This window comes from Sediminicola sp. YIK13 (assembly GCF_001430825.1).
In the GTDB taxonomy this organism is placed as follows: domain Bacteria; phylum Bacteroidota; class Bacteroidia; order Flavobacteriales; family Flavobacteriaceae; genus Sediminicola.
In genome coordinates, this window is the sequence record NZ_CP010535.1 from 942,558 (window position 1) to 962,466 (window position 19,909).

General features: G+C 38.4%; 19 protein-coding genes. 2 read left to right on the forward strand and 17 right to left on the reverse strand.

The features are described from left to right. Positions 1-111 precede the first annotated feature (111 nt). Positions 112-945 (forward strand): OmpA/MotB family protein, encoded by an 834-nt coding sequence (locus SB49_RS04150; protein ID WP_062054123.1) that lies wholly within the window; start codon positions 112-114, stop codon positions 943-945. A gap of 83 nt (positions 946-1,028) precedes the next feature. Here SB49_RS04150 and treF read toward each other — a convergent pair whose 3' ends face one another. From treF to SB49_RS04215, 13 genes are all read right to left on the reverse strand, one after another. Beyond that, positions 1,029-2,609: an alpha,alpha-trehalase TreF gene (gene treF / locus SB49_RS04155; protein ID WP_062054125.1), complete on the reverse strand. Its 1,581-nt coding sequence runs from the start codon at positions 2,607-2,609 to the stop codon at positions 1,029-1,031. Between the two features lie 141 nt (positions 2,610-2,750). After that, positions 2,751-5,402, reverse strand: a complete 2,652-nt coding sequence (locus SB49_RS04160) for an MGH1-like glycoside hydrolase domain-containing protein (protein ID WP_062054127.1) — start codon at positions 5,400-5,402, stop codon at positions 2,751-2,753. Between the two features lie 176 nt (positions 5,403-5,578). Next, positions 5,579-6,178, reverse strand: coding sequence for a hypothetical protein (locus tag SB49_RS04165; RefSeq protein ID WP_062054129.1), 600 nt, complete (start codon positions 6,176-6,178; stop codon positions 5,579-5,581). A gap of 1 nt (position 6,179) precedes the next feature. Then, positions 6,180-6,671, reverse strand: coding sequence for an RNA polymerase sigma factor (locus tag SB49_RS04170; RefSeq protein ID WP_062054131.1), 492 nt, complete (start codon positions 6,669-6,671; stop codon positions 6,180-6,182). 248 nt (positions 6,672-6,919) lie between these two features. Continuing rightward, positions 6,920-8,017 carry an amidohydrolase family protein gene (locus SB49_RS04175; protein ID WP_082591145.1) on the reverse strand — a complete coding sequence of 366 codons (1,098 nt, stop codon included), beginning with the start codon at positions 8,015-8,017 and terminating at the stop codon, positions 6,920-6,922. A 23-nt stretch (positions 8,018-8,040) separates the two neighbouring features. Next, positions 8,041-8,652, reverse strand: a complete 612-nt coding sequence (locus SB49_RS04180) for a nucleotidyltransferase family protein (protein WP_062054133.1) — start codon at positions 8,650-8,652, stop codon at positions 8,041-8,043. After that, a complete protein-coding gene (locus SB49_RS04185) occupies positions 8,652-9,677 on the reverse strand; it encodes an XdhC family protein (RefSeq protein WP_062054135.1) in 1,026 nt (341 codons plus the stop codon). Before SB49_RS04185 ends, SB49_RS04180 begins: the two co-directional genes overlap by 1 nt. Beyond that, entirely contained in the window at positions 9,674-10,879 is a 1,206-nt protein-coding gene (locus SB49_RS04190) for a molybdopterin molybdotransferase MoeA (protein ID WP_062054137.1), read from the reverse strand. The genes SB49_RS04185 and SB49_RS04190 overlap by 4 nt, the downstream gene beginning before the upstream one ends. Positions 10,880-10,881: 2 nt before the next feature. Next, positions 10,882-11,661, reverse strand: coding sequence for a sulfite exporter TauE/SafE family protein (locus SB49_RS04195; protein ID WP_062054139.1), 780 nt, complete (start codon positions 11,659-11,661; stop codon positions 10,882-10,884). Then, on the reverse strand, positions 11,652-12,722 hold the full coding sequence (locus tag SB49_RS04200) for a HesA/MoeB/ThiF family protein (protein WP_062054141.1): 1,071 nt from the start codon (positions 12,720-12,722) through the stop codon (positions 11,652-11,654). The genes SB49_RS04195 and SB49_RS04200 overlap by 10 nt, the downstream gene beginning before the upstream one ends. 2 nt (positions 12,723-12,724) lie before the next feature. After that, on the reverse strand, positions 12,725-13,312 hold the full coding sequence (locus SB49_RS04205) for an NTP transferase domain-containing protein (protein ID WP_062054143.1): 588 nt from the start codon (positions 13,310-13,312) through the stop codon (positions 12,725-12,727). 55 nt (positions 13,313-13,367) lie between these two features. Beyond that, positions 13,368-14,351 (reverse strand): GTP 3',8-cyclase MoaA, encoded by a 984-nt coding sequence (moaA, locus tag SB49_RS04210; protein ID WP_082591072.1) that lies wholly within the window; start codon positions 14,349-14,351, stop codon positions 13,368-13,370. A gap of 49 nt (positions 14,352-14,400) precedes the next feature. Beyond that, entirely contained in the window at positions 14,401-14,652 is a 252-nt protein-coding gene (locus SB49_RS04215; RefSeq protein WP_062054147.1) for a MoaD/ThiS family protein, read from the reverse strand. 276 nt (positions 14,653-14,928) lie between these two features. Between SB49_RS04215 and SB49_RS04220 the strand changes: the two genes are divergently transcribed. Then, the gene (locus SB49_RS04220; RefSeq protein ID WP_062054149.1) at positions 14,929-16,020 is read left to right on the forward strand and encodes a vWA domain-containing protein; all 1,092 of its coding nucleotides are present in this window, start codon (positions 14,929-14,931) and stop codon (positions 16,018-16,020) included. A gap of 346 nt (positions 16,021-16,366) precedes the next feature. Here SB49_RS04220 and SB49_RS04225 read toward each other — a convergent pair whose 3' ends face one another. Genes SB49_RS04225 through SB49_RS04240 form a run of 4 tightly spaced genes read right to left on the reverse strand, consistent with a single transcriptional unit; the run spans position 16,367 to position 19,890 of the window. Next, positions 16,367-17,839 (reverse strand): M14 family zinc carboxypeptidase, encoded by a 1,473-nt coding sequence (locus tag SB49_RS04225; protein WP_062054151.1) that lies wholly within the window; start codon positions 17,837-17,839, stop codon positions 16,367-16,369. A gap of 1 nt (position 17,840) precedes the next feature. After that, positions 17,841-18,503 carry a peptidoglycan recognition protein family protein gene (locus SB49_RS04230; RefSeq protein WP_062054153.1) on the reverse strand — a complete coding sequence of 221 codons (663 nt, stop codon included), beginning with the start codon at positions 18,501-18,503 and terminating at the stop codon, positions 17,841-17,843. Between the two features lie 46 nt (positions 18,504-18,549). Beyond that, complete coding sequence (locus SB49_RS04235) at positions 18,550-19,008, reverse strand: 3D domain-containing protein (RefSeq protein WP_062054155.1); 459 nt, start codon at positions 19,006-19,008, stop codon at positions 18,550-18,552. Positions 19,009-19,017: 9 nt separating this feature from the next. Beyond that, positions 19,018-19,890 carry a pirin family protein gene (locus SB49_RS04240; RefSeq protein ID WP_062054157.1) on the reverse strand — a complete coding sequence of 291 codons (873 nt, stop codon included), beginning with the start codon at positions 19,888-19,890 and terminating at the stop codon, positions 19,018-19,020. Between the last annotated feature and the right edge of the window lie 19 nt (positions 19,891-19,909).

The following is a 19,909-nucleotide window of genomic DNA, read 5'->3' on the forward strand; positions in this document are numbered from 1 at the left end:
AGTTGACAAAACATTCGGATCCACCTTCATTTCAAAGGTGTAAAAATAAACATTAAAAAATCTAATTCTCCATTACGTCCGTATCTAATAGCAGAACATTAAATAATTATCATGAAAAAAATTTCACTTAGTTTATTAACAGTAGTCCTACTTGCTTCTTGTGTTTCTAAAAAGAAATATGTGCAATTGGAACAGGAACATGGCCAAACAAAAAGTCAATTGACCAAAACTGCTGTAGAAAAGGAAGAACTTGAAGCTAAATTTGCTAAAATAGAGGCAAGAGTTGCAGATTACAATTCTAAGATCAATGAATTAACAGAAGAAAACGATGCCCAATTCGTTACTGTTGATGGAGTTGCCGTTATTTCCAATGATGTTAAAAAACAAATGCGTGCGACATTGAAAAATGTAGCTCCCGGTAAATTAAGCGAAGCTAAAACGCTAAAAGATTCCATGAATTTGGCATTGTCCTACAATCTTCAAAAATCGATTGATACCAATACCTTGAACGAGGATGAGGATATCGCCATTGACATAGATGAGACTGTGGTAATGATTTCTATCTCTGATAAATTGTTGTTCAATACGGCTAGTTATAATGTAAGTAGCAAAGCGAATGATATTTTGCAAAAATTGGCCAACATCATCAATTCTGAGCCAAGTATTGAAGTTATGGTAGAAGGTCATACCGATGCCAGAACCATCAACACACCTAAGTTGGCAGACAACTGGGATTTGAGTGTAATGCGTGCTACTTCAGTAGTAAGAAAATTACAAAACGAATTCAACGTTGCTCCTGAAAAATTAATTGCTTCAGGAAGAAGTAGCTATCAGCCATTGGTATCTAATGATACTAAAGAGGATAGGGCTAAAAATAGAAGAACTCGTATTGTGATCTTACCAAACATCGACAAGTTTTTTGCATTAATGGCCTCTAACGAATAAGTCGTCATTAAATTAAATAATTAATAAAAAGGCCATCACGTTTGATGGCCTTTTTTTTGTCTTACATCTAAAATTGGACTCCCTTATTCCATTTCATCCATTAGTTGCCTGAATCCAAGGGCAACTCCGTTGGTCCACCCAAAACCATCTTGGAGGTCATACTCACCGCCTCCAGACAAAAGGGTAACATCCTCAACATTGTATTTTTCCATCATTTTGCCTGTATTGGCATATACTTTTTCGTTCAGTGCTAACCATCTGGTCATGATTTCCTTTGCTTCGTTATCAAAACCGTAATTCAATAACCCCTTTACCGCAATCCACTGTAATGGTGCCCAACCATTGGGAGCATCCCATTGTTGGCCACTATTTTCCAAAGTAGTTAGTAATCCACCATCCTTTAAAAAATCATTCATCAGGTGTTCCATGACCATTTGGGCCTGTTCTTTTGTGGCAAGGTTGAAGAACAATGGAAATACTCCTGCCAATGTCATTTGATCTCTGACTGTTGCCTTAGGAACATCCAAATCCATAAAAAATGAGTCCTTCCCGCTCCAAAACACCTTTTGTATGGCCTTCCTTCTAAGTTCGGCCTTACTTGTAAAGGATTCTGCAACTTCCAATTCTCCTTTTAATTGGTAACCACGGGCCAATTGGGTTTCCATATAGTATAACAGGCAATTAAGGTCTACGGGTGCAATTGTGGTTGTAGTAATGGATCCGAAATCCCCAGCTTTACCATACCATCTGGTACTAAAGTCCCAACCGGATTCTGCCCCGGCCCTTAAATTGGCATATAGTCTCTTTTTTTCGGCCTCGGTATTGAATTGAGCTGCCAAGTGTACATCCTCCTTATAGGATTCCTGTCGTGGACTATCCCGCTTATCCCAATATCTGTTTAACACAGTGCCTTCAGTAGTTTTTACAACATGCCTGGATAGTTCACCAGGTTTCAAGTCAGTCTCCCCGTCCATCCAAAAATTATATTCCTTCTCAATGTATGGCAGGTATTCCATAAATTTCTGATCCTCCCCTTTGGTCAAGGCGGTGACCATTAAGGTATAAAATGGGGGTTGTGACCTAGAGAGGTAATAATCCCTAGTACCATTGGGTATAAAGCCCAAAGTGTCAATAAGATGGCTAAAGTTGTCCACCATATTTGTGGCTAGGGCATTTTTATTATCGGCCAAGAGTCCCTCTATGGTAAAATAACTGTCCCAATAATATATTTCTCTGAAACGCCCACCTGGCACCACATATTCTTTGGGAAGTGGTATCCTTGAAGAATGTGCCACTGCCTCATCTGGGGGCCTTGTGAGCATGCCCCAAATATTGCTGATATGTTGGTACATGTTCTTGGTGGTATCGGTTTCAAATTTTGCTGTGCTGCTGTTGAACTGATCCGAGAAATGACTATTTACAAAAGTATTCAGATCAAAAGCTGGGTTGTTCTTTTCTTGCTCATAAAGAGTTATCAACTCTTGGTATGAACGATCCGGTACTAAGTCAACAAATGTTTTCGAATCTTTGAATACGGTGTTCATTTGTACATCCTGGAATAATTGGCTTTCATAGAAATCGATCGTGGTTTCTTTGGGCGTCTCATTTTTACAGGAAAGGAATAAGAACAGGATTAGAATGGATCCCCAATTTAAAATCTTCATACAGTTAGTTTTTTATAAAAATAGGATATTTTAAGATAAGGGCCGGCAAACAAAAAAAAGTCCAGGAATAGCTCCCTGGACTTCCTTTTTTAAGAAAAAAATTTTATAATTGGTTTGTTTAAATTGTAAAGTGTATTAATTTTATTTTGGTTTATTGTTGTCATAGAACTCATAAATCAAATTTGCCACCAGACCGGTCCAGCCTGTTTGGTGGGAAGCCCCTACCCCACGGCCATTGTCCCCATGGAAATATTCGTAAAAAAGCACAAGATCTTCAAATTTTGGATGCTGATAATACGTTTTGTGCAATGCATTCACAGGGCGATTTCCGTTTTTATCTTTTTGGAAGATGGCTACCAGCCTTTTACCCAACTCCTCGGCCAACTCCTTTAAATTTTTGTTGTTGTTACTTCCCGTAGGATATTCCATGAGCATATCCCCTCCGAAAAAAATATGATATTCCAGTAGGGATTCAATGAACATATAATTGATGGGAAACCATATGGGACCCCTCCAATTGCTGTTCCCCCCAAATAAGGATACTGTAGATTCTGCAGGTTCGTAATCTATGGAATAAGGTATCCCGTCTATAGTGAGGGTATAGGTCTTTTGTTCATGGATTTTGGACAATGCACGGATACCATAATCACTCAAGAATTCTTTTTCATCCAACAGGGCCTTCATAAGTACTTTTAATCGGTCCTGGGATACCAACGAAAGGAGCACCCCTTTTTTAGAACTACTTTGAATAACACGATATTTGGATTTATACATACGATAGTTCCTGAACCACTCCAAGCTTCTCTTAAAGGTCGGGAGCTTGTCTAACGTATCTTCCGGGATAACCAAAACTGCTGCAAGTGAGAGCAAGCCAACAATGGATCTAATCTTAACGGGAACATGTTCCCCATTTGGTTTTACCAATCGGTCATAAAAGAAACCTTCGTCCTTATCCCAGTTACCAACAGTATCCTCGTTTAAATTGTTCAAGGCCTCAGCGATGAAAACAAAATGCCCCAAATACTTTGTGGCCATATCCTCAAAAGATTTGTCCTCCAAAGAAATTTCAATGGAAATCTCCAACATATTCAAACAGAAAAGTGCCATCCAAGCCGTTCCATCTACTTGTTCCAAATAGCCCCCGCCGGGAATATCATGACTTCTATCAAAAACCCCAATATTATCGAGCCCTAAAAATCCGCCTTGAAAGACATTGTGTTCATTTTTATCTTGTTGGTTGACCCACCATGTAAAGTTAAGGGCCAATTTGTTGAACATCCGTTTCAGAAAATCAACATCGCCTTTTCCTGTTTTCTTTTTGTCGATTTGATAGACTTGGTATGCAGCCCATGCTTGTACCGGTGGATTGACGTCACTAAAATTCCACTCATATGCAGGAATTTGACCATTGGGAGCCATATACCATTCCTTATTCAGGAGCATCAGTTGGTTTTTTGCAAATTCAGCATCCAGATGTGCCAAGGGCACACAATGAAATGCAAGGTCCCAAGCTGCGAACCAAGGATATTCCCATGCATCTGGCATGGAAAGAATGTCGTGGGTCCTCATGGTTTTCCAGGTGCTGTTACGCCCCTTCCAACGCGCTTTTGGTGGTTCGCCTGTTAATTTATCACCACTCAACCATTGTTCTACATCATAATTGTAATATTGCTTGGTCCAGAGCATGCCGGCAAAGGCCTGACGTTGAATATTGCTTAAATCCTGATCATCAGTTTTCTTTAGATCTCCATAGAACTCATCTGCCTGTGTTATCTTTTCTTCAAAATTCGCTTCAAATGATGGATCGAAGGGGTTGGACTCAATTTTCTTCTTGGACAAGCGCAATCGTATAGTTACCTCACTCTTCCCTTTAATTTCCAATTTATAATAAGGGGAAAACTTTGTGCCTTCTTTTTTGCTCTCCGGTATTTTGAAATTATTACTGACCACTGCATCGTGAAAAAGATCTTTCTTGAAGGGATGGTCATTTGGCTTATTGTATATTTTGGCATCATTGGTTTCATTTTCTGTAAACAGCAGTTTGTCCGGTTTTTCAAAATAAAAATGATAGTCGCCAATATAGGGATGGGTAATATCTACTGAGCCATAGGTTTTACCTTGTTCGTTGGCTTTGATCAAAGGTTTTTTGGGCATTTGATAAAAGCTCCAAAAATTGCGAATCCATAAGGTAGGAAGCACGGATATTGGCGCTTTTTTAACGCTTCTGTTGGCTATGGTTATTTTTATTAGAATATCATCAGGATCTGCCTTGGAGTATTCTGTGAATACATCAAAATACTCATTTTTATCAAAGATCCCTGTATCCAGGAGTTCGTATTCCAATTCCTTTTTGCCCCTCATCTGATTTGTGGCCACCAAATCCTTATAGGGAAAAGCCTTTTGTGGATACTTATATAAATGTTTCATATAGGAATGGGTGGGCGTATTATCCAAATAATAATACAGTTCTTTCACATCCTCCCCATGGTTACCTTCTGGTCCTGTTAGGCCAAACAAACGTTCTTTTATGATATTGTCCTTCCCGTTCCATAGGGCTACTCCAAAACAAAGATTGCAATAACGGTCCGAAATACCTGCTATCCCGTCTTCTCCCCATCGATACACCCTTAATCTGGAATGGTCATGCGGAAAATAATTCCAAGCATCCCCGTGAACACTATAATCCTCACGAACAGTACCCCATTGACGCTCACTTAAATATGGTCCCCACTGTAACCAATCTTTTTCACCACTATAGTTTTCTTTGAGTCTTTTTTCCTCTTCTTTAATCATAAAACAAAATGCTTTTCGGAGGCGGAAAATAGTTCTTTATCCAATAATTTCATTACAAAACTATATTTTTTATACATATTTGGATACTTTCTTGAATATAATGAGGATATGATAGGATTAATCAAACATATTAAGAAAAAGGATCTTTAAATTGGTCATCTGCCCTGCATAAAATCCTATTCTATTTCCAATTCCTTTAGAATACCCTCTGCGGATTGGGTGATTTTTTTGTACCATCCATACCCCCATCTCGCGAAAAATGCAATAAACACCCCCATAATGACCACATACCAGATAGGAAAAGAACCTTGTTGAAAGAGATCTTTATCTTTCATTAATTTGGAGAAAACCGGCAGACAGGTCATCATAAAAATATAGCAAAGAAATATACCTAATCGTTGTATGGCCAATACCTTATTTTTTGCCTTGGAATAAGTGACCAAGGTGTCCTTAATGTTTTTCTCGGCAATATTTATTTTTTGGATGTTCTTTAAAGATCCTAGCGTTAAAATAGGGAGTCCTATTAAAAAGGCGATGGAAAATGCCCCGCACACTTGTAAATACCATATATCCAATTTGTCGAAATTGAAAAGCATATAAAAGGCCATGATAAAGCAAATAATGGCTCCGAAGGTTTCAATTTTGGAAATTGTACTAAATTTTCGTGTATATCTATCCTGTGTCATATCTAATATAATTTTATCGGTTAATTTTTTTTGTTGTTCCAGTTGGTCACTCATTTCGGACCAGACTTCCTGTATTTCTTCTAAGTCCATGCTATTGTTTTTTTAGAATTTGTGATTTTAATTTTTGTTTGATTCGTGAAATCCGGGTAGCGACATTCGTTGGGGTCAGCCCTGTAATCAAGGAAATCTCATCATACTGTTTTCCCTCCAATAGTAAGAGCATAATACCTTTTTCCAAATCATTTAAATTTTGGATTTGTGCATATACCAATTTCAATCGCTCCTCAAATTGAGGGTCATAATTTTCTGTTTGCTCAAGAATAACCTGATCTATGCCAATCTCATCCGGTTTCTTTTTTCTTTTTTTTAATCTTGTTATAGCAGTATTTAGTGCTACGCGATACAGCCAAGTACTTATTTTGGCTTGGTTTTTAAAGGAGTCGAACGATTTCCACAACTGATAAACGATGTCTTGATAAAGGTCTTTTTGATCATCACGGTGATCGGTATATAAGGTGGTTATCTTAAAGATGACGCCTTCATTTTTTTTGATCAACGTGGTAAATTGTTCTTCCTTATCCATTCTGGGACTGTGCTTTCTTTATTAGTATCAAACTCAATTCAATTATCACACTATTCTCTAAAAATATTTTGTTGTACTTGTTTTTGGGGATTAAAACATCTAGAAATTTAAGCATAAAAAAAGGGAGCTTTTTAGCTCCCTCTATTAAAGGTCAACATTTTTTGCAAAGAATAGTTGTATAAATACTAGTTAATCAGCACCACTCATCAGATTATTATTTTTTAAGAATCCAATTCATAAATGATTCCTTAATCCGCAGGGAATAAACTGGCATCGAGACCTGGAATAAGTCGCAATGCATTTTTATAGTAGACCTTTTTCAAAACGTCATCTGGGAGTCCAATTCCATACATGGCCCAAAATGCATGGTACTTTTTGTAATATGGGAAGTATTCATCATTGGTTTCCAAGACTCTAAAATAGGTAGGGAATTCTTCAGGTTTCCAACTGTCCTTTCCAAAAAGTATTCTATCCTGGTATTTGAGGAAAAATTTATGGGCATTTTGGGGCTGCCTGCCCAATTCTGCAATAACGGCTGATATGCCGACATTCATATTTGGCATTTCATCCATCAATTCGCTTAATTTCTGCAAATCATTGGCATACCATCCCATATGTGCCGCTATAAACTTAGTGTTGGGATGTTTTTTAAATACATGATGCTGTTCGCCAATTATTTGTTCCCATGGTGCAGGATCGGTATCGGTGCGCTTTCTTCGGGGATGTGTCTTTAGTTCAAGCCATCTTTCATTGTCTCCATCAAAATTGTCCCAAAATGGCTTTGGGTCCGCTGCATGGATCAGAACGGGAATCCCCAGTTCTCCACATTTCCTCCATATTGGATCTAAACGTTTATCGTCTATAGCCAACCGCTTTCCATCCGAATCCTTATTTCGAAGCCCAAGACTTTTATATACTTTTAATCCCCTTGCGCCGTTTTTAACATCCTCTTCCAATTGGGCAACAGCTTTTTGCGTCCATTCCGCATCGCTCGCTCCTTCAAAATCTACATTGGCAAAGACCACAAACCTATTTGGGTAGTTTTTATTGATATTTGCTATTGAGCCTACTAGCTTCTCCCCAGATCCACCACTTAAATTTACCATGATACCTTCGTTTAGGGAATCCATGGCCGTGATGAGCTCGGACAGATCTTGATCTGGCATGCGATATTGATGGCTATGGACGTCTATAAATGGGAATTTTGCCTTTTTCACCTCATTGCCCGGAACCACAAGTGTAGAAGTAGGATTGTATGTCTCAAAATCCATTTCCTGCGCCTGGAGGGCACTTAACATGAAGCAAACACAGCCCAGGAAGCCCAATATTATTTTTTTATCACTCATAAAAATTCTCATAGGTTTTACAATTATTTTGATTGTTCTTTTAAAAGGGTTTTGTAATCTTCCGGCGTATCTATATCCAATTCCTTTCCCTTTGGGTTTAGACTAATATTCAAATGTTTATTCTTTCGGATGATTTCTTTGGCTCCAAAGTCTTTGTTCAAAATTTTCAGATCAGAAAAATAATTTTTGTCAAATATAGCGGGTACCCCTTCCCTATTGCCATAATTTGTGGCAACAATGCCATTGGATTGTTTTATAAAAGTATCCAGCATGTAATCAATATATTGGGTATCTATTAGCGGTTGGTCTGCCAATAGGACCATAACCCCCTCTACGTGCGGTATGTTATTTTGAATGTAGTTCACCCCACAGCTGATGGAAGTGCCCAATCCTGACTCCCATTCTGTATTATCTATAAATTGGATGTCCTTATCGTTTATTTTGGAGCGTATTTCTGTTGCATGAGCTCCCAAAACTACAATAATGTCCGATGCTTGGGACATTTTGGCCTGTTCTATGGCGTTTTCCAAGAGCGTAGTGCCTTTCCAAGGCAATAGTTGCTTTATGGTACCCATACGCAAACCCTTGCCACCTGCGAGGATTAAAACAATAATTTTTGATTCTGAACTGCCCATTAGCTATGTATTCCCCCTACTTTGTCCTTGAGCATCATAGGTTTCTTGTTCCTAGTTACCGAAAGTATTTCTGCCAAGATGGCGATAGCTATTTCCTGTGGGGTTTCCGCACCAATATTGAGTCCCGCCGGCCCATGGATTTTATCAAAAAAAGTGTGTGCCACTTCCGGACAGTGTTCCAATAGATCATTCAGCAAGCGTTCCCTTCTTTTTGCAGGCCCCAATAAGCCAAGATATATAGGATTGGAATCCTTTAATTTAAGGAGGTATTTTAAATCTTTCGCATAGCTATGGGTCATGACTATCAGCGCTGTTTGTTCATCAATACTGCTTAATACCATTTCTTCCGGAGAACGGTTGAAAAAGGCATATGCTCCCGGAAAATCAAAAATATTCTTTTCCTCCATGGGTGTGGCTATGATGGTCACTTCCCACCCGGCAGAGGATGCCATTGAACAGAGTTGTACTGCATCGTGCTCAGCACCAACAATCATTAGTTGAAAACATGGTTCCATTTCTTGTTCAAAAATCTGTAGTTCCGATTTTTGGGTAATTTCAAGATCAAAATTATGTTGCACGGGATGTTCATTTCCTTCTCCAAAATCAACGACTGTTCCCAAGCCTTTGAACTCAACTTCTGCTTTTTTATAATAGGAGCGCAATTTGAAACTATTCCTTGTTTTAAGGCAGACTTCGAATGACGATAAAAAGGGTTCATTGGGATAGAAAGGTTCAAGTAGAATATAAAGAATTCCTTCGCAACCTAGACGATAACGCCCGTCATAGGTCATCATTTTTGGGATATTACTTTCAAAAACACTCTTGGCCTGCAGGACCACTTCTTTTTCAACACAGCCACCACTTACCGCTCCTACTTTTTTACCGTTTTCTAAGAGCAACATGCTTACACCTGGCCTTCGATAGGATGAACCGTCCAAGTCCACCACGGTGGCCAATACAGTCTTGATACCGCGATCTTTTGCGTGCTGGTATTGGTGTATTATTTTTTTGAATTCGTGTGTCATAATGAGATTGTTCTTCTTGTTGGTGAAAAGGGTACCAATTCCCCAACATTATAAGGAACTTCTTTAGGATCTAACCGTATAAATCCATCTGATTGTGCCAAACTAGTTAAATCTCCAGATCCGTTTTCTTTAACGAGATCAGCAAGGAGCTGTCCATTTTCCATTCGTATTTTAACCCTTAAAAATAAGGTCAAATTACCAGTAACAGGAATGGATTCCTCTAAAATTACATTAATTTTTGGGATCGACAGGCTTAATGAACCATTTAACCAATCTTTAAAATAGAGATGGTAATTTGCAAAGGTGGAGGCAGGATTTCCGGGGAATGAAAAAATTAGGGTTCCCGTTTCTTTTTGTATTCCGAACCAGAAAGGCTTTCCAGGACGTTGCAGCACCCTGTGAAATATTTTTTCCACACCAAGTTCTGCCAATACATCAGGAATGTAGTCAAATTTGCCTTTAGAAACACCACCGCTCAACAGGAGTACATCATTCTCTGATAAGGCCTTTTTTATTTCTTTTTTAATTTCCTCCTTTTCATCATTTAAATGTAATTGGGAAGGAACTATCATTTCATCCGCTAATGCGGCATAAAGGGAATGGGTGTTGGATTTTCTAATTTGATGGGGCAAAGGGGTTTCCTGAACATCTACAAGTTCATTCCCAGTGCTGATAATGGTAATTATAGGTAGTTTCTTGACTAAAACCTTGACTTTTCCAACGGCTGCCAGAACACCTATTTCCGATGCGCTAATCAATTTGTGCTTATTCAGGACGATAGCGTCCTGTAATTCATCGCTTCCCTGGAGATGGATGTCCTGCCCTTTTTTTGGTACTTTATCCAAAATAGCATATCCGTTTTTAATGGTTATATGCTCATACATTACAATGGTATCTACATTTTCAGGAACTACGGCACCTGTCATGATCTCCACGCAATTGTTCTTATTTTTAAGCTTATACCTAGGAGAACCTGCAGCAAGAACGGCTTCAATCCTGAACTCTTTTATTCCATTTTCAATGGCTGCGTAGTTAATAGCAATTCCATCCTTGGTAGCCCTGTCAAATGGCGGGAAATCCCGATCTGCTTTAATATCTTCGGCCAATACCCTGCCCATGGTTTTAAGTAGGGCTACCTCTTCGGTGCCATAATCTTGTTTATTGGCCATTACTTTTAGGTATGCTTCTTGAAAAGTGATCATTTTTAAATAGAAATTTGAAGTCCATTGACCATTAAAACCCTGATACCGACCATAAAGACCAAAATGGCAGTAGTTAATTTAATTCCTCTGCCTGTCAATTTACTTAAACTGATTCGTATTCCCAATTGTCCGCCAATTAAAACAGAAACCAATAAGGCGAGTCCTTCCCAAAAAGGCATTTGAAAAGTGCCATTGGAAACGAGCCCGGCGATGCCTGAAACCGAGTTGACCAAAATAAAAAAGCTGGCCAAGGCCGCTATTTTAATAGATTTTTCCCACCTCATGTGGTTAAGGACTGGGGCTAAAAAGATACCGCCCCCTATCCCAACGAGGCCTGACAGTAAGCCAATACCTCCTCCAAGTAGATACGTCAAATAAGGAGGATATTTCCTTTTAATTTCTTCTTTTGTGGGCAGGGTAATGGTCTGAACCACCAACGCTAGGGCAGAAATGATCAAAGCGGCACCAAGGATGATGAAGAATATGTTTTCCTTCAACCTAAAGGAGGCCCCTAAAAATGCCAAGGGGATACTTGTGATCACAAAAGGAATGAATTTTTTAAAATCCATGAAGCCTCTTTTATAGTACAAAAAACAACTTCCGCTTACTACCACAAGATTACACAGCAGTGCAGTGGTTCTAATATCAAAGAAACTGGAAAAAACTAGGGTCAAAATCGCTAAATAACTAGAGCCACCACCAAAACCAACGGAGGAATATAAAAGAGCGATCGAAAAAAAACCTAAACAGAGTAAAATTAATTCTTGGGGTTCTAGGAGCATACGGCCACATAAGTATTTATGCCCCCTCTAACGGAATACAGGGAAATTTCAGAAAATTGATTTTTTAATTGTTCCAAGGCTTGGGCACTGCGTTTACCCGATTGACAAATTAAGTAAATAGGTTGTTTTAAGTCAATATCATGATAACGCTTTCCAAGATCGTTTAAAGGAATATGAACGGAATTAGGAATTTTGTATGTGTCAAATTCCTCTTGGGATCTTACATCAATAATTTGAACACTCCCCTGTGAGTTTATTAATTCCTTGAGTTCATCTACCGTTATCTCTGAAAATGGAGAAGCTGATACAATACCATAGGAATATTTCAATTCCGTAATATTTAAACTATCTTCTTGAAGACTGAAATTTATTTTTTGAATAGTTTGGTCCAAGGCATTGAATAGTAGTAGTTTACCTCTTAACACCTCACCTATCCCTGTAATCATCTTTACAGTTTCCAAAGCTTGGAGATTCCCAACTATCCCTGGAAGCACTCCTAAAACACCATTTATATTGCAGTTTGGAATTTCATCAATTGTGGGCATGTTTGGGAAAAGGCATCTATAAGTTGGTCCTCCTTTATAGTTAAATACGCTCACCTGACCTTCAAATCCTTGTAACCCACCATAAACAAAAGGTTTTTTTAATATAACACAAGCATCGTTAATTAAATAACGGGTAGGGAAATTATCGGATGCATCTATAACGATGTCATAATCCTTTATGATATCCAAGGCATTGGAAGCCATCAAAAATGTATCATAGCCCCTTAGCCTTGTAGACGAATTTTGTGCTTTTAGCTTTTTAAAAGCAACTTCCAATTTAGGTTTTCCAATATCTCTTTCGGTATATAGAACTTGACGGTGAAGGTTGGAAATAGAGACCACATCTTGCTCCACTACCCCTAGGGTACCAACTCCCATGGAGTTTAAATATTGTAATACGGGTACCCCTAAACCTCCAGCTCCAACAATGAGTACACGCGATTTTGCGAGTTTCTTTTGGGCCTGAGGCCCAAACTCCTTTAGAGCGGTTTGCCGTATGTATCTATTGGGATCCAAAATTAAGTTAGTTTTAAAATCGCCTCTTGGTATTCCTCCTTGGAGTTTGCATTCAATAATATCTGTTCCTCTTCTGGAAAAACTAATTGTACATCCGAATTAATTAAAAATTTTCTCGGGCAGGTACTGGTCCCATTAATGAGATGTGCTATGGATTGTTTTAACCCTTCAACTTCCCAAATAGCACATAAGGGTTCAGGCAACCTGCTCTCTTTTCCTGCAAAAGCAGTTGCTACCTTGTTAGAGTTTCTTTCCTTGATCAGTTGTTGAATTCCTTTTAGATCCATAAGCGGCAGGTCGCATGCCAATACCAGCCAAGCGACATGGGGATACTTTTTATGGGCACTTAAAATTCCATTATAAGGTCCTCTAAATTCATTGTTGTCCAATATAAAATTAACACCGCTAGGGAGTTCGTTCACCTGTTCGGAGCGGACGCTAAGAAATGTTTTATCACAAACCTTCTCCAACAAATGGTACAAATGTTCCCTTTGGGGAAGTTCATGATATACAATTGAGCCCTTATCGGTGCCCATTCTCGTACTTTTCCCTCCAGCAAGAACTAATCCGTATATTACCTCCTGAGACATGTTAGAAGTATCTTTAAATTTATAATTAAGGGTTTCTAACCCTGTTTATGTTCTTCTATCCTCCTATTGAAGTCATGGAACTATCAAAAACAGAGGAGTGGTTTTTTTGTGCATCAAAGCCCGTTTTTGCCCTACTGCCAATTGCTTTTAAAATATGAAGTTTTATATTTTCCTCCGCCTTTTCATTTCTCAAAACCTCCCTTAGGTTCATACTTGGTTTACCATAAAGACAAGTAATAACATCACCTGTTGCAGAAATTCGCAACCTATTGCACGTGCCGCAAAAAGTTCTGCTAAAGGACGGAATAAGACCAAAAGTTCCTTTGTGACCCCTTATTTTATAATTGATGGAGGTTGAAGTACGTGGCGATTCCAGTTTCTCAATATTGGAATAGGCATCCGCTATATGTTTGAAGATATTCTTATAATCCCATTTTATGGTATTAAAGGACTTGGAACCCCCATTAAAAGGCATTTCCTCTAAAAATCGGACAGAAACATCATACTTTTTCATTGCTTCCAAAATTGGCAATATGTCCTGCGTATTTTGGCCATCCAAAACGATAAAATTAATCCGGACATTAAATCCTTCGGAAATGAGTCGGATCAAATTTTGATAGACAGTTTCATATTGCTTTCTGCGGGTAATAATATTAAAGGTTTCTTTTTGGATAGCATCCATACTAACATTAATATTGGTGATGCCCAATTCTTTGAGTTCATCTATATATGGACCTATCAAGGTGGCATTCGTAGTAATGGAAATATCCTTAAGTCCGTCCAAGATGGCCATTTTGCGTAACAGCACCATCAAATCTTTTCGCACAAATGGTTCTCCTCCGGTAATCCTTATTTTGTCGATACCCTGTTCTACCATAATCTTACTTAGGGTATAGAGTTCATCAATAGCGAATAGTTTATCGTTTTTTGCGAAATTTATACCTTCAGCCGGCATACAATAATTACAACGAAGATTACAACGGTCCGTAACCGCCAATCGTAGGTAGTTTATCTTTCTATTATGGTTGTCGATCAACATTTAGCTGTAATTATTGGATTAGTAAAATCATCGTTTATTCAAAGATAGGTTATCCACCACTAACAGGGGGGATCAGAGCTATCTCATCTTTCTCATTCACCAATGATTCATTTTCAGCAAAGGTACTGTTCACTGCTACCGCCAAAGAGGATAACGTATTTAACTTTGGATAATGTTCTCCCAGATAATTCTTTAATTCTCCTACGGTTCGGATTTGCAATTCCTTTTCATCTGATGTGTTCAACTTCAAGGTAGCACTTCCTATAATATCTTTTGTAATCCCAAATAATAATATGGTCATATCAGTCCTATAAATTTTGATTTTCAGGTGTTTTCAACAAGCCCAGATGCATCATAGACGCCTTGAAAAACTCAATAAAGCAACTCAATTCCAATTGAATCATCAAGTTAAAAAAAATATAAATGGTACACTTTATTTTAACACTTTGTTAATGGGGATTTGGCTATTTTTCTCCCAGATGAAGTTGATTTAATTTCTTAACAAATAATTCTTACAACACATATACTTTAAATTACTTTTGAGCGTTGTGCTTGGTGAACCTATATAAATTTAAAAATGAAAATGTCAATTAAAATACTTGCCTTATTTAGCGTCCTTTTTTTAGCCATCTCCTGCGGGAATGCAGAGGATGATGTAAACTTCAATGTAAATAATAATGGGGAGCTGGGAGAAGGTAAGCCCGTGGATGATTGCCTCAACCTTGGCGAAAATCAACTAATTCTATCTATCCAAGACCAATATACAACCTTGCCCGGTAAAGTTTCCATATTCTTCAAAGTCTCTGATAGTGATGGGGCTCCAGTATCCGGATTAACGGCAGATAAATTTACAATTTATGAACAAGGAAGAAATGACGCTTGTTTTAATACTATTTCTACCTCCGAATCTTTCGCCCGTATTTCACCGAATTCCCAAATCTTCAAAAACAATACCTTATTGGTGTTGGATCTGAGCAACAGTGTATTGAGCAGTAGTTTAACAGAATTAAAATCGGCCTCTACAAGTTTTGTGAACAACGTTATGCCAGATCCTGCCATAGAATCTGTGAAAATGGCAATATACTGGTTTGATGGGGAGAACAAATTGCACTTGTTGAATCCTCTGACGGCTTCAAAATCAGAATTGATAAATTCTATTGATGGTATTACCCAAGATATTAGCAATGACCCTTCCACTGATCTTTACGGCGCGGTCATTAAGGCTACCGATATTGCTACCGACCTCTTGAACAAGAGCACTCAAAATAATAATATTGGAGCAGCTTCAGTGGTTATTTTTACCGATGGGACGGATCAAGCTTCTAGATTTACGGAAACTGCCGCTTTAAAGAAAGTAAACGAAGCCAATGCCAACATAACTTTCTACTCCATAGGATTAGGTGCCGAAATAGATACTGATGTCCTTGAAAAAATCGGTAAAACGTTCAGCGTTTTTGCCGGAAATAAGGCAGAATTGGAAAATACCTTTAATGAAATTTCCGAAAGGGTTTCCGAAAGAGCCAACAGCTTCTACCTCTTTGAGTACTGTACACCTAAGAGAGATGGTAGTGGGGAAAACAATTTAGCTATCCAAGTGAGATCAGGGAGCCAACAAGGTGCTGTACAAACCAAATTCAACGCGAAAGGGTTTACTGGAGGATGTGAATAGACATTCCAACTTGATAAAATAAAAAAAAGGGAACATCAATCTGATGTTCCCTTTTTTTATTCATGATAACAGTGGCTTAGGTAGGGTCTTTCGCCCTTCAGTTGTTTTAATAACATAACAACTAAAGAACAACCTACATCCTAAAAAATAATTTTCACAATCTAAAACATTAAAATCATGGATGTTATCAACAACATTATTCAAGAAAGCCCAATCGGCCAATGGACCTTAGGCTATAAAAGTGCCGTACTAATATTGTTTTCAAGCATTGTTATTACCCTGTTTTGCATGTTAATTATTCTGCTGATATACGGTCCTTATATGAATATACAATATGGCTATTAATTTATTTCTTTAAGATCAGGGCATTTTTAAAATTGCTTTTTTCACCATTTAGACGGATAAGGAATCCGTTTACCACGGCAAATTCAATCTTATTGTCCTTTTCCAAAACAAAGGTAGGGTTCATTCCTGCGCGCAGATTAAGCACAGGAGCCTTAAAGTCCTTGCCTACAATTTGAATAGGTAAATTGGTATCCTTCTTGCCAGCCGGCAAACTTTCCAATCTCAAATAGGTATATCCTTGTTTTAAATATTTCAATACCTCAGATTCCTTAAGGGATTCCATGGATTTAAAGATTTCAGGATGAACTTTACCTCCTTTTATGATATATCCGTTGGCATCCAAGGTTTCATACCCATAAAATGTAGAAAGGTCCCCTTGATCGGCTACCGTGCTATTGTAATAGAAGTTAGAATGGTCTGCATTATCAACTTCGGAACGGTGAATTCCTAAATCTAATTTGTAATCCTGGCCCAGAAGGTTATAAGTAAGTCCTTCTATCTTCAGATCGAACAACATTCTGTCATTTTCTGGGATTTTCTCGTAATCCTCTATAGGTAGTTTTTTATAGTTCTCCTTGGCAATGGTATAAATGGCAGATAAAATGGAAACATAATTCAGTTTACGAATCTCCTGTTTTTCCGGATCCCCAGCATAACCTCCAGATTCTATAAGTATGGCACTTGTGCCCCATTTTTGAATATTGTCACCAAATGCCCTGGGTTCAAAATCGTCATTATAGCGACCTACCTGTCCAGGGGCATACTTTTGGATGATACTGTTCATGAAAACGATTACTTTCATGGCATTGCCTCTAACTTCATTAATATCCTTTTCATAATTATATGCAGGTGCTAAATACGATATAGTGGCAGGTTTTTCGGTTTGTTCTGCATTGTAATATGTGCTTTGGTCATGGAGGTTGAATCCAAAATCGGCATTTAGGGAATCCCTTACCATTTTAAGTGTTCTCCCTTCAGGGGATTGCAACATAAGCGCATCCCTATTGATATCTATGCCCAACCTGTTTCTTCGGGTATAGGCCTCTGCCCCATCCGGATTGAGCATCGGTAAAAAATGTAAGGTAATATTGGACAAAATAGCATCCTTTTCAGCTATGAAAGTATCCCCGTTTAAAAAGTTGATGATATCGAAGATAGCTTGGGTGGCCGTTGGCTCATCTCCATGCATTTGAGACCAAAGAAATACACTGGTTGGACCAGATCCAATACTGATCAGGGACAAGTCTCTACCTTCTATGGATTTCCCCACCACTTTCACCGTATATTTTGGGTCTGACTTTAACCGATTGATCAAGGGTTGAATTTCTTTGTGTTTTATCCTCCTTTTATCTAGGGAAGGCTCCTTGAATTGATCATAACTTTCATATAAGGCAGCCGTAATATCATTTTCCTGGGCCGAACTATCTGCCGCAATAAGGAAAAGACATAGAAAAATTAACAATTTCATTTTCATACTAGTTTGTTTTTTGAGGTGTGGGTTTAAATTTTAATTTTTTTGTGGCCTTTTTTACGCGTTTTAAAAACCTACGACCAGGATCTTCTTTTTCAGTTCTATAGGAGTCGTCCACCTCCAACCAATAAGGATGCCCTACAAAGTTGGTGTATTCATAATGCCCAATAAGATATTCTATATCGTATTTGGATTTTAAATATTTCACGAGCCAAATGTTTGATCGTCTTTGTGCCCTGGTCAGCTTCTTATCATCGAGGCCACCTACATTTTCAATACCAAGTGCCACGTGGTTTAAACCAATCACGTGTCTTCCCATTAGCGTTTCAGGCATCAATCTGTATATTGTTCCGTCCCTATCCACTAAAAAATGAGTAGAAACATTCAGGCTGCTTGCAGTTTGTATTTCATCTCTCCAACTTGGTAATTTTGATTTGTAAAACACTTCAAAAGACCCCTCGAAGGTAGGAATGGCCGTCCAGTGCAAAACAATCATTTTAGGTGTGATTTTAGCTGAATCGGATTCCAATCCATAGCGATCGGACATGTATTCCTTGGTGAGTGCTATTCGTTCTTCATCCAAAATAACGGGTTTGTCCACAATTACTCTTGAAACTGAACACGAAACTAAATTCAGAAAGCAAGCAATGAAAATTAGATATTTCAATTTTAAAGGGAATTTAATTGCGCCTTAAAAGTACAACTTAGGGAGTCTAGTCCACAACTAGAATGCTATCTTTTTTGACTACATAATAGAGCTGTACCTTTTTTCTGCCCCATTCAATAGCTTTTGCCCTATCTACACCCATATATATGTCTATTTTTTTGCGCCAACGGGTATGCATCTTATCTTTCACCAAATAAATTTGGGAAGAGGTGTCTATCCTTACCATGGTATTGTGTTTTAACCCCATTTTGATCAAGTCTCTTGAAACTGCTATGCATTTCATACCTGGACGTAAGGTGTCGCCCCAAGCTGTAATATTGGAATGAAGTGCGGTGGTCTGTGATGGAAGGGAATTATAGGCGGTGGCGGTAACTCTAATGGAGTCCCATACCAAGACCTCTGCATAGACCTTTTTTTTAGGGGTACAAGAGGAAAAATGAAGGGTTAGGACTATAGAAATAGAGGTTATTGCTAATAAAAATGTTTTTCTGGTAGACTTCTGCATATGATACGATCAGTTGGGCAGGGGAACATAACTCTTGTCATTTTCCATCATGGGAAATATTTTTTTCTCCCAAGCTTTTTTTGCATGCTCTATCTTTTCCTTCTCTGAAGATACAAAGTTCCAATATATATGTCGTTCTTCGGGTAAGGGTGCTCCCCCAAAAAGAAGAAGATGGGAATTTGGCTTGATCAAGGTCTTGCAGGTATCTTCAACCTTCGACACTAGTATATTTCCTTTTCCAACCACTTCTCCGCAAGCCTCAATGCTTCCTTCAACAATACAAATTCCAATTTCCCCCTTTAAATGATCTTTGGTATTGAGTTCAAATTCCGATGTGTTCCTGATTTCTATCATGAACAATGGAGAGTGGACAGGAACGGGTGAGGTTCTTCCATATCCCTCCCCAGCTATTAATTTAAAATTAGCGCTCCCCTCTTTCCAATGTGGTATTTCGGTTGCCTCGATATGGTGAAATTCCGGAATACAATCTTCCATGTTTTTTGGCAATGCAATCCAAATCTGATACCCATGTGCGGTAAACGAATTTCCATTTCTAAGGTCATTTGGTGTTCTTTCTGTGTGGGACACACCTTTGCCAGCTACCATCAAATTTACGGAGCCTGGAGTGATACGCTGACGTGTCCCTAAGCTATCCTCATGCATTATTTCTCCTTCCAGCATAAATGTAAGCGTGGAAATTCCAATATGCGGATGTTGGTCCACGTCCATATATTTGGTAGGCCCCAACTGGGTTGGTCCCATATGGTCTATAAAAACAAAAGGACCTATCATTCTTTTTTTGCGAAAAGGAATCAGTCTTCCTACCAAAAAATCACCAATATCCCTACTTCTTTCAGCGATGATTAAACCAAGGGTTGACATAAAAGCGGATCATTTATTT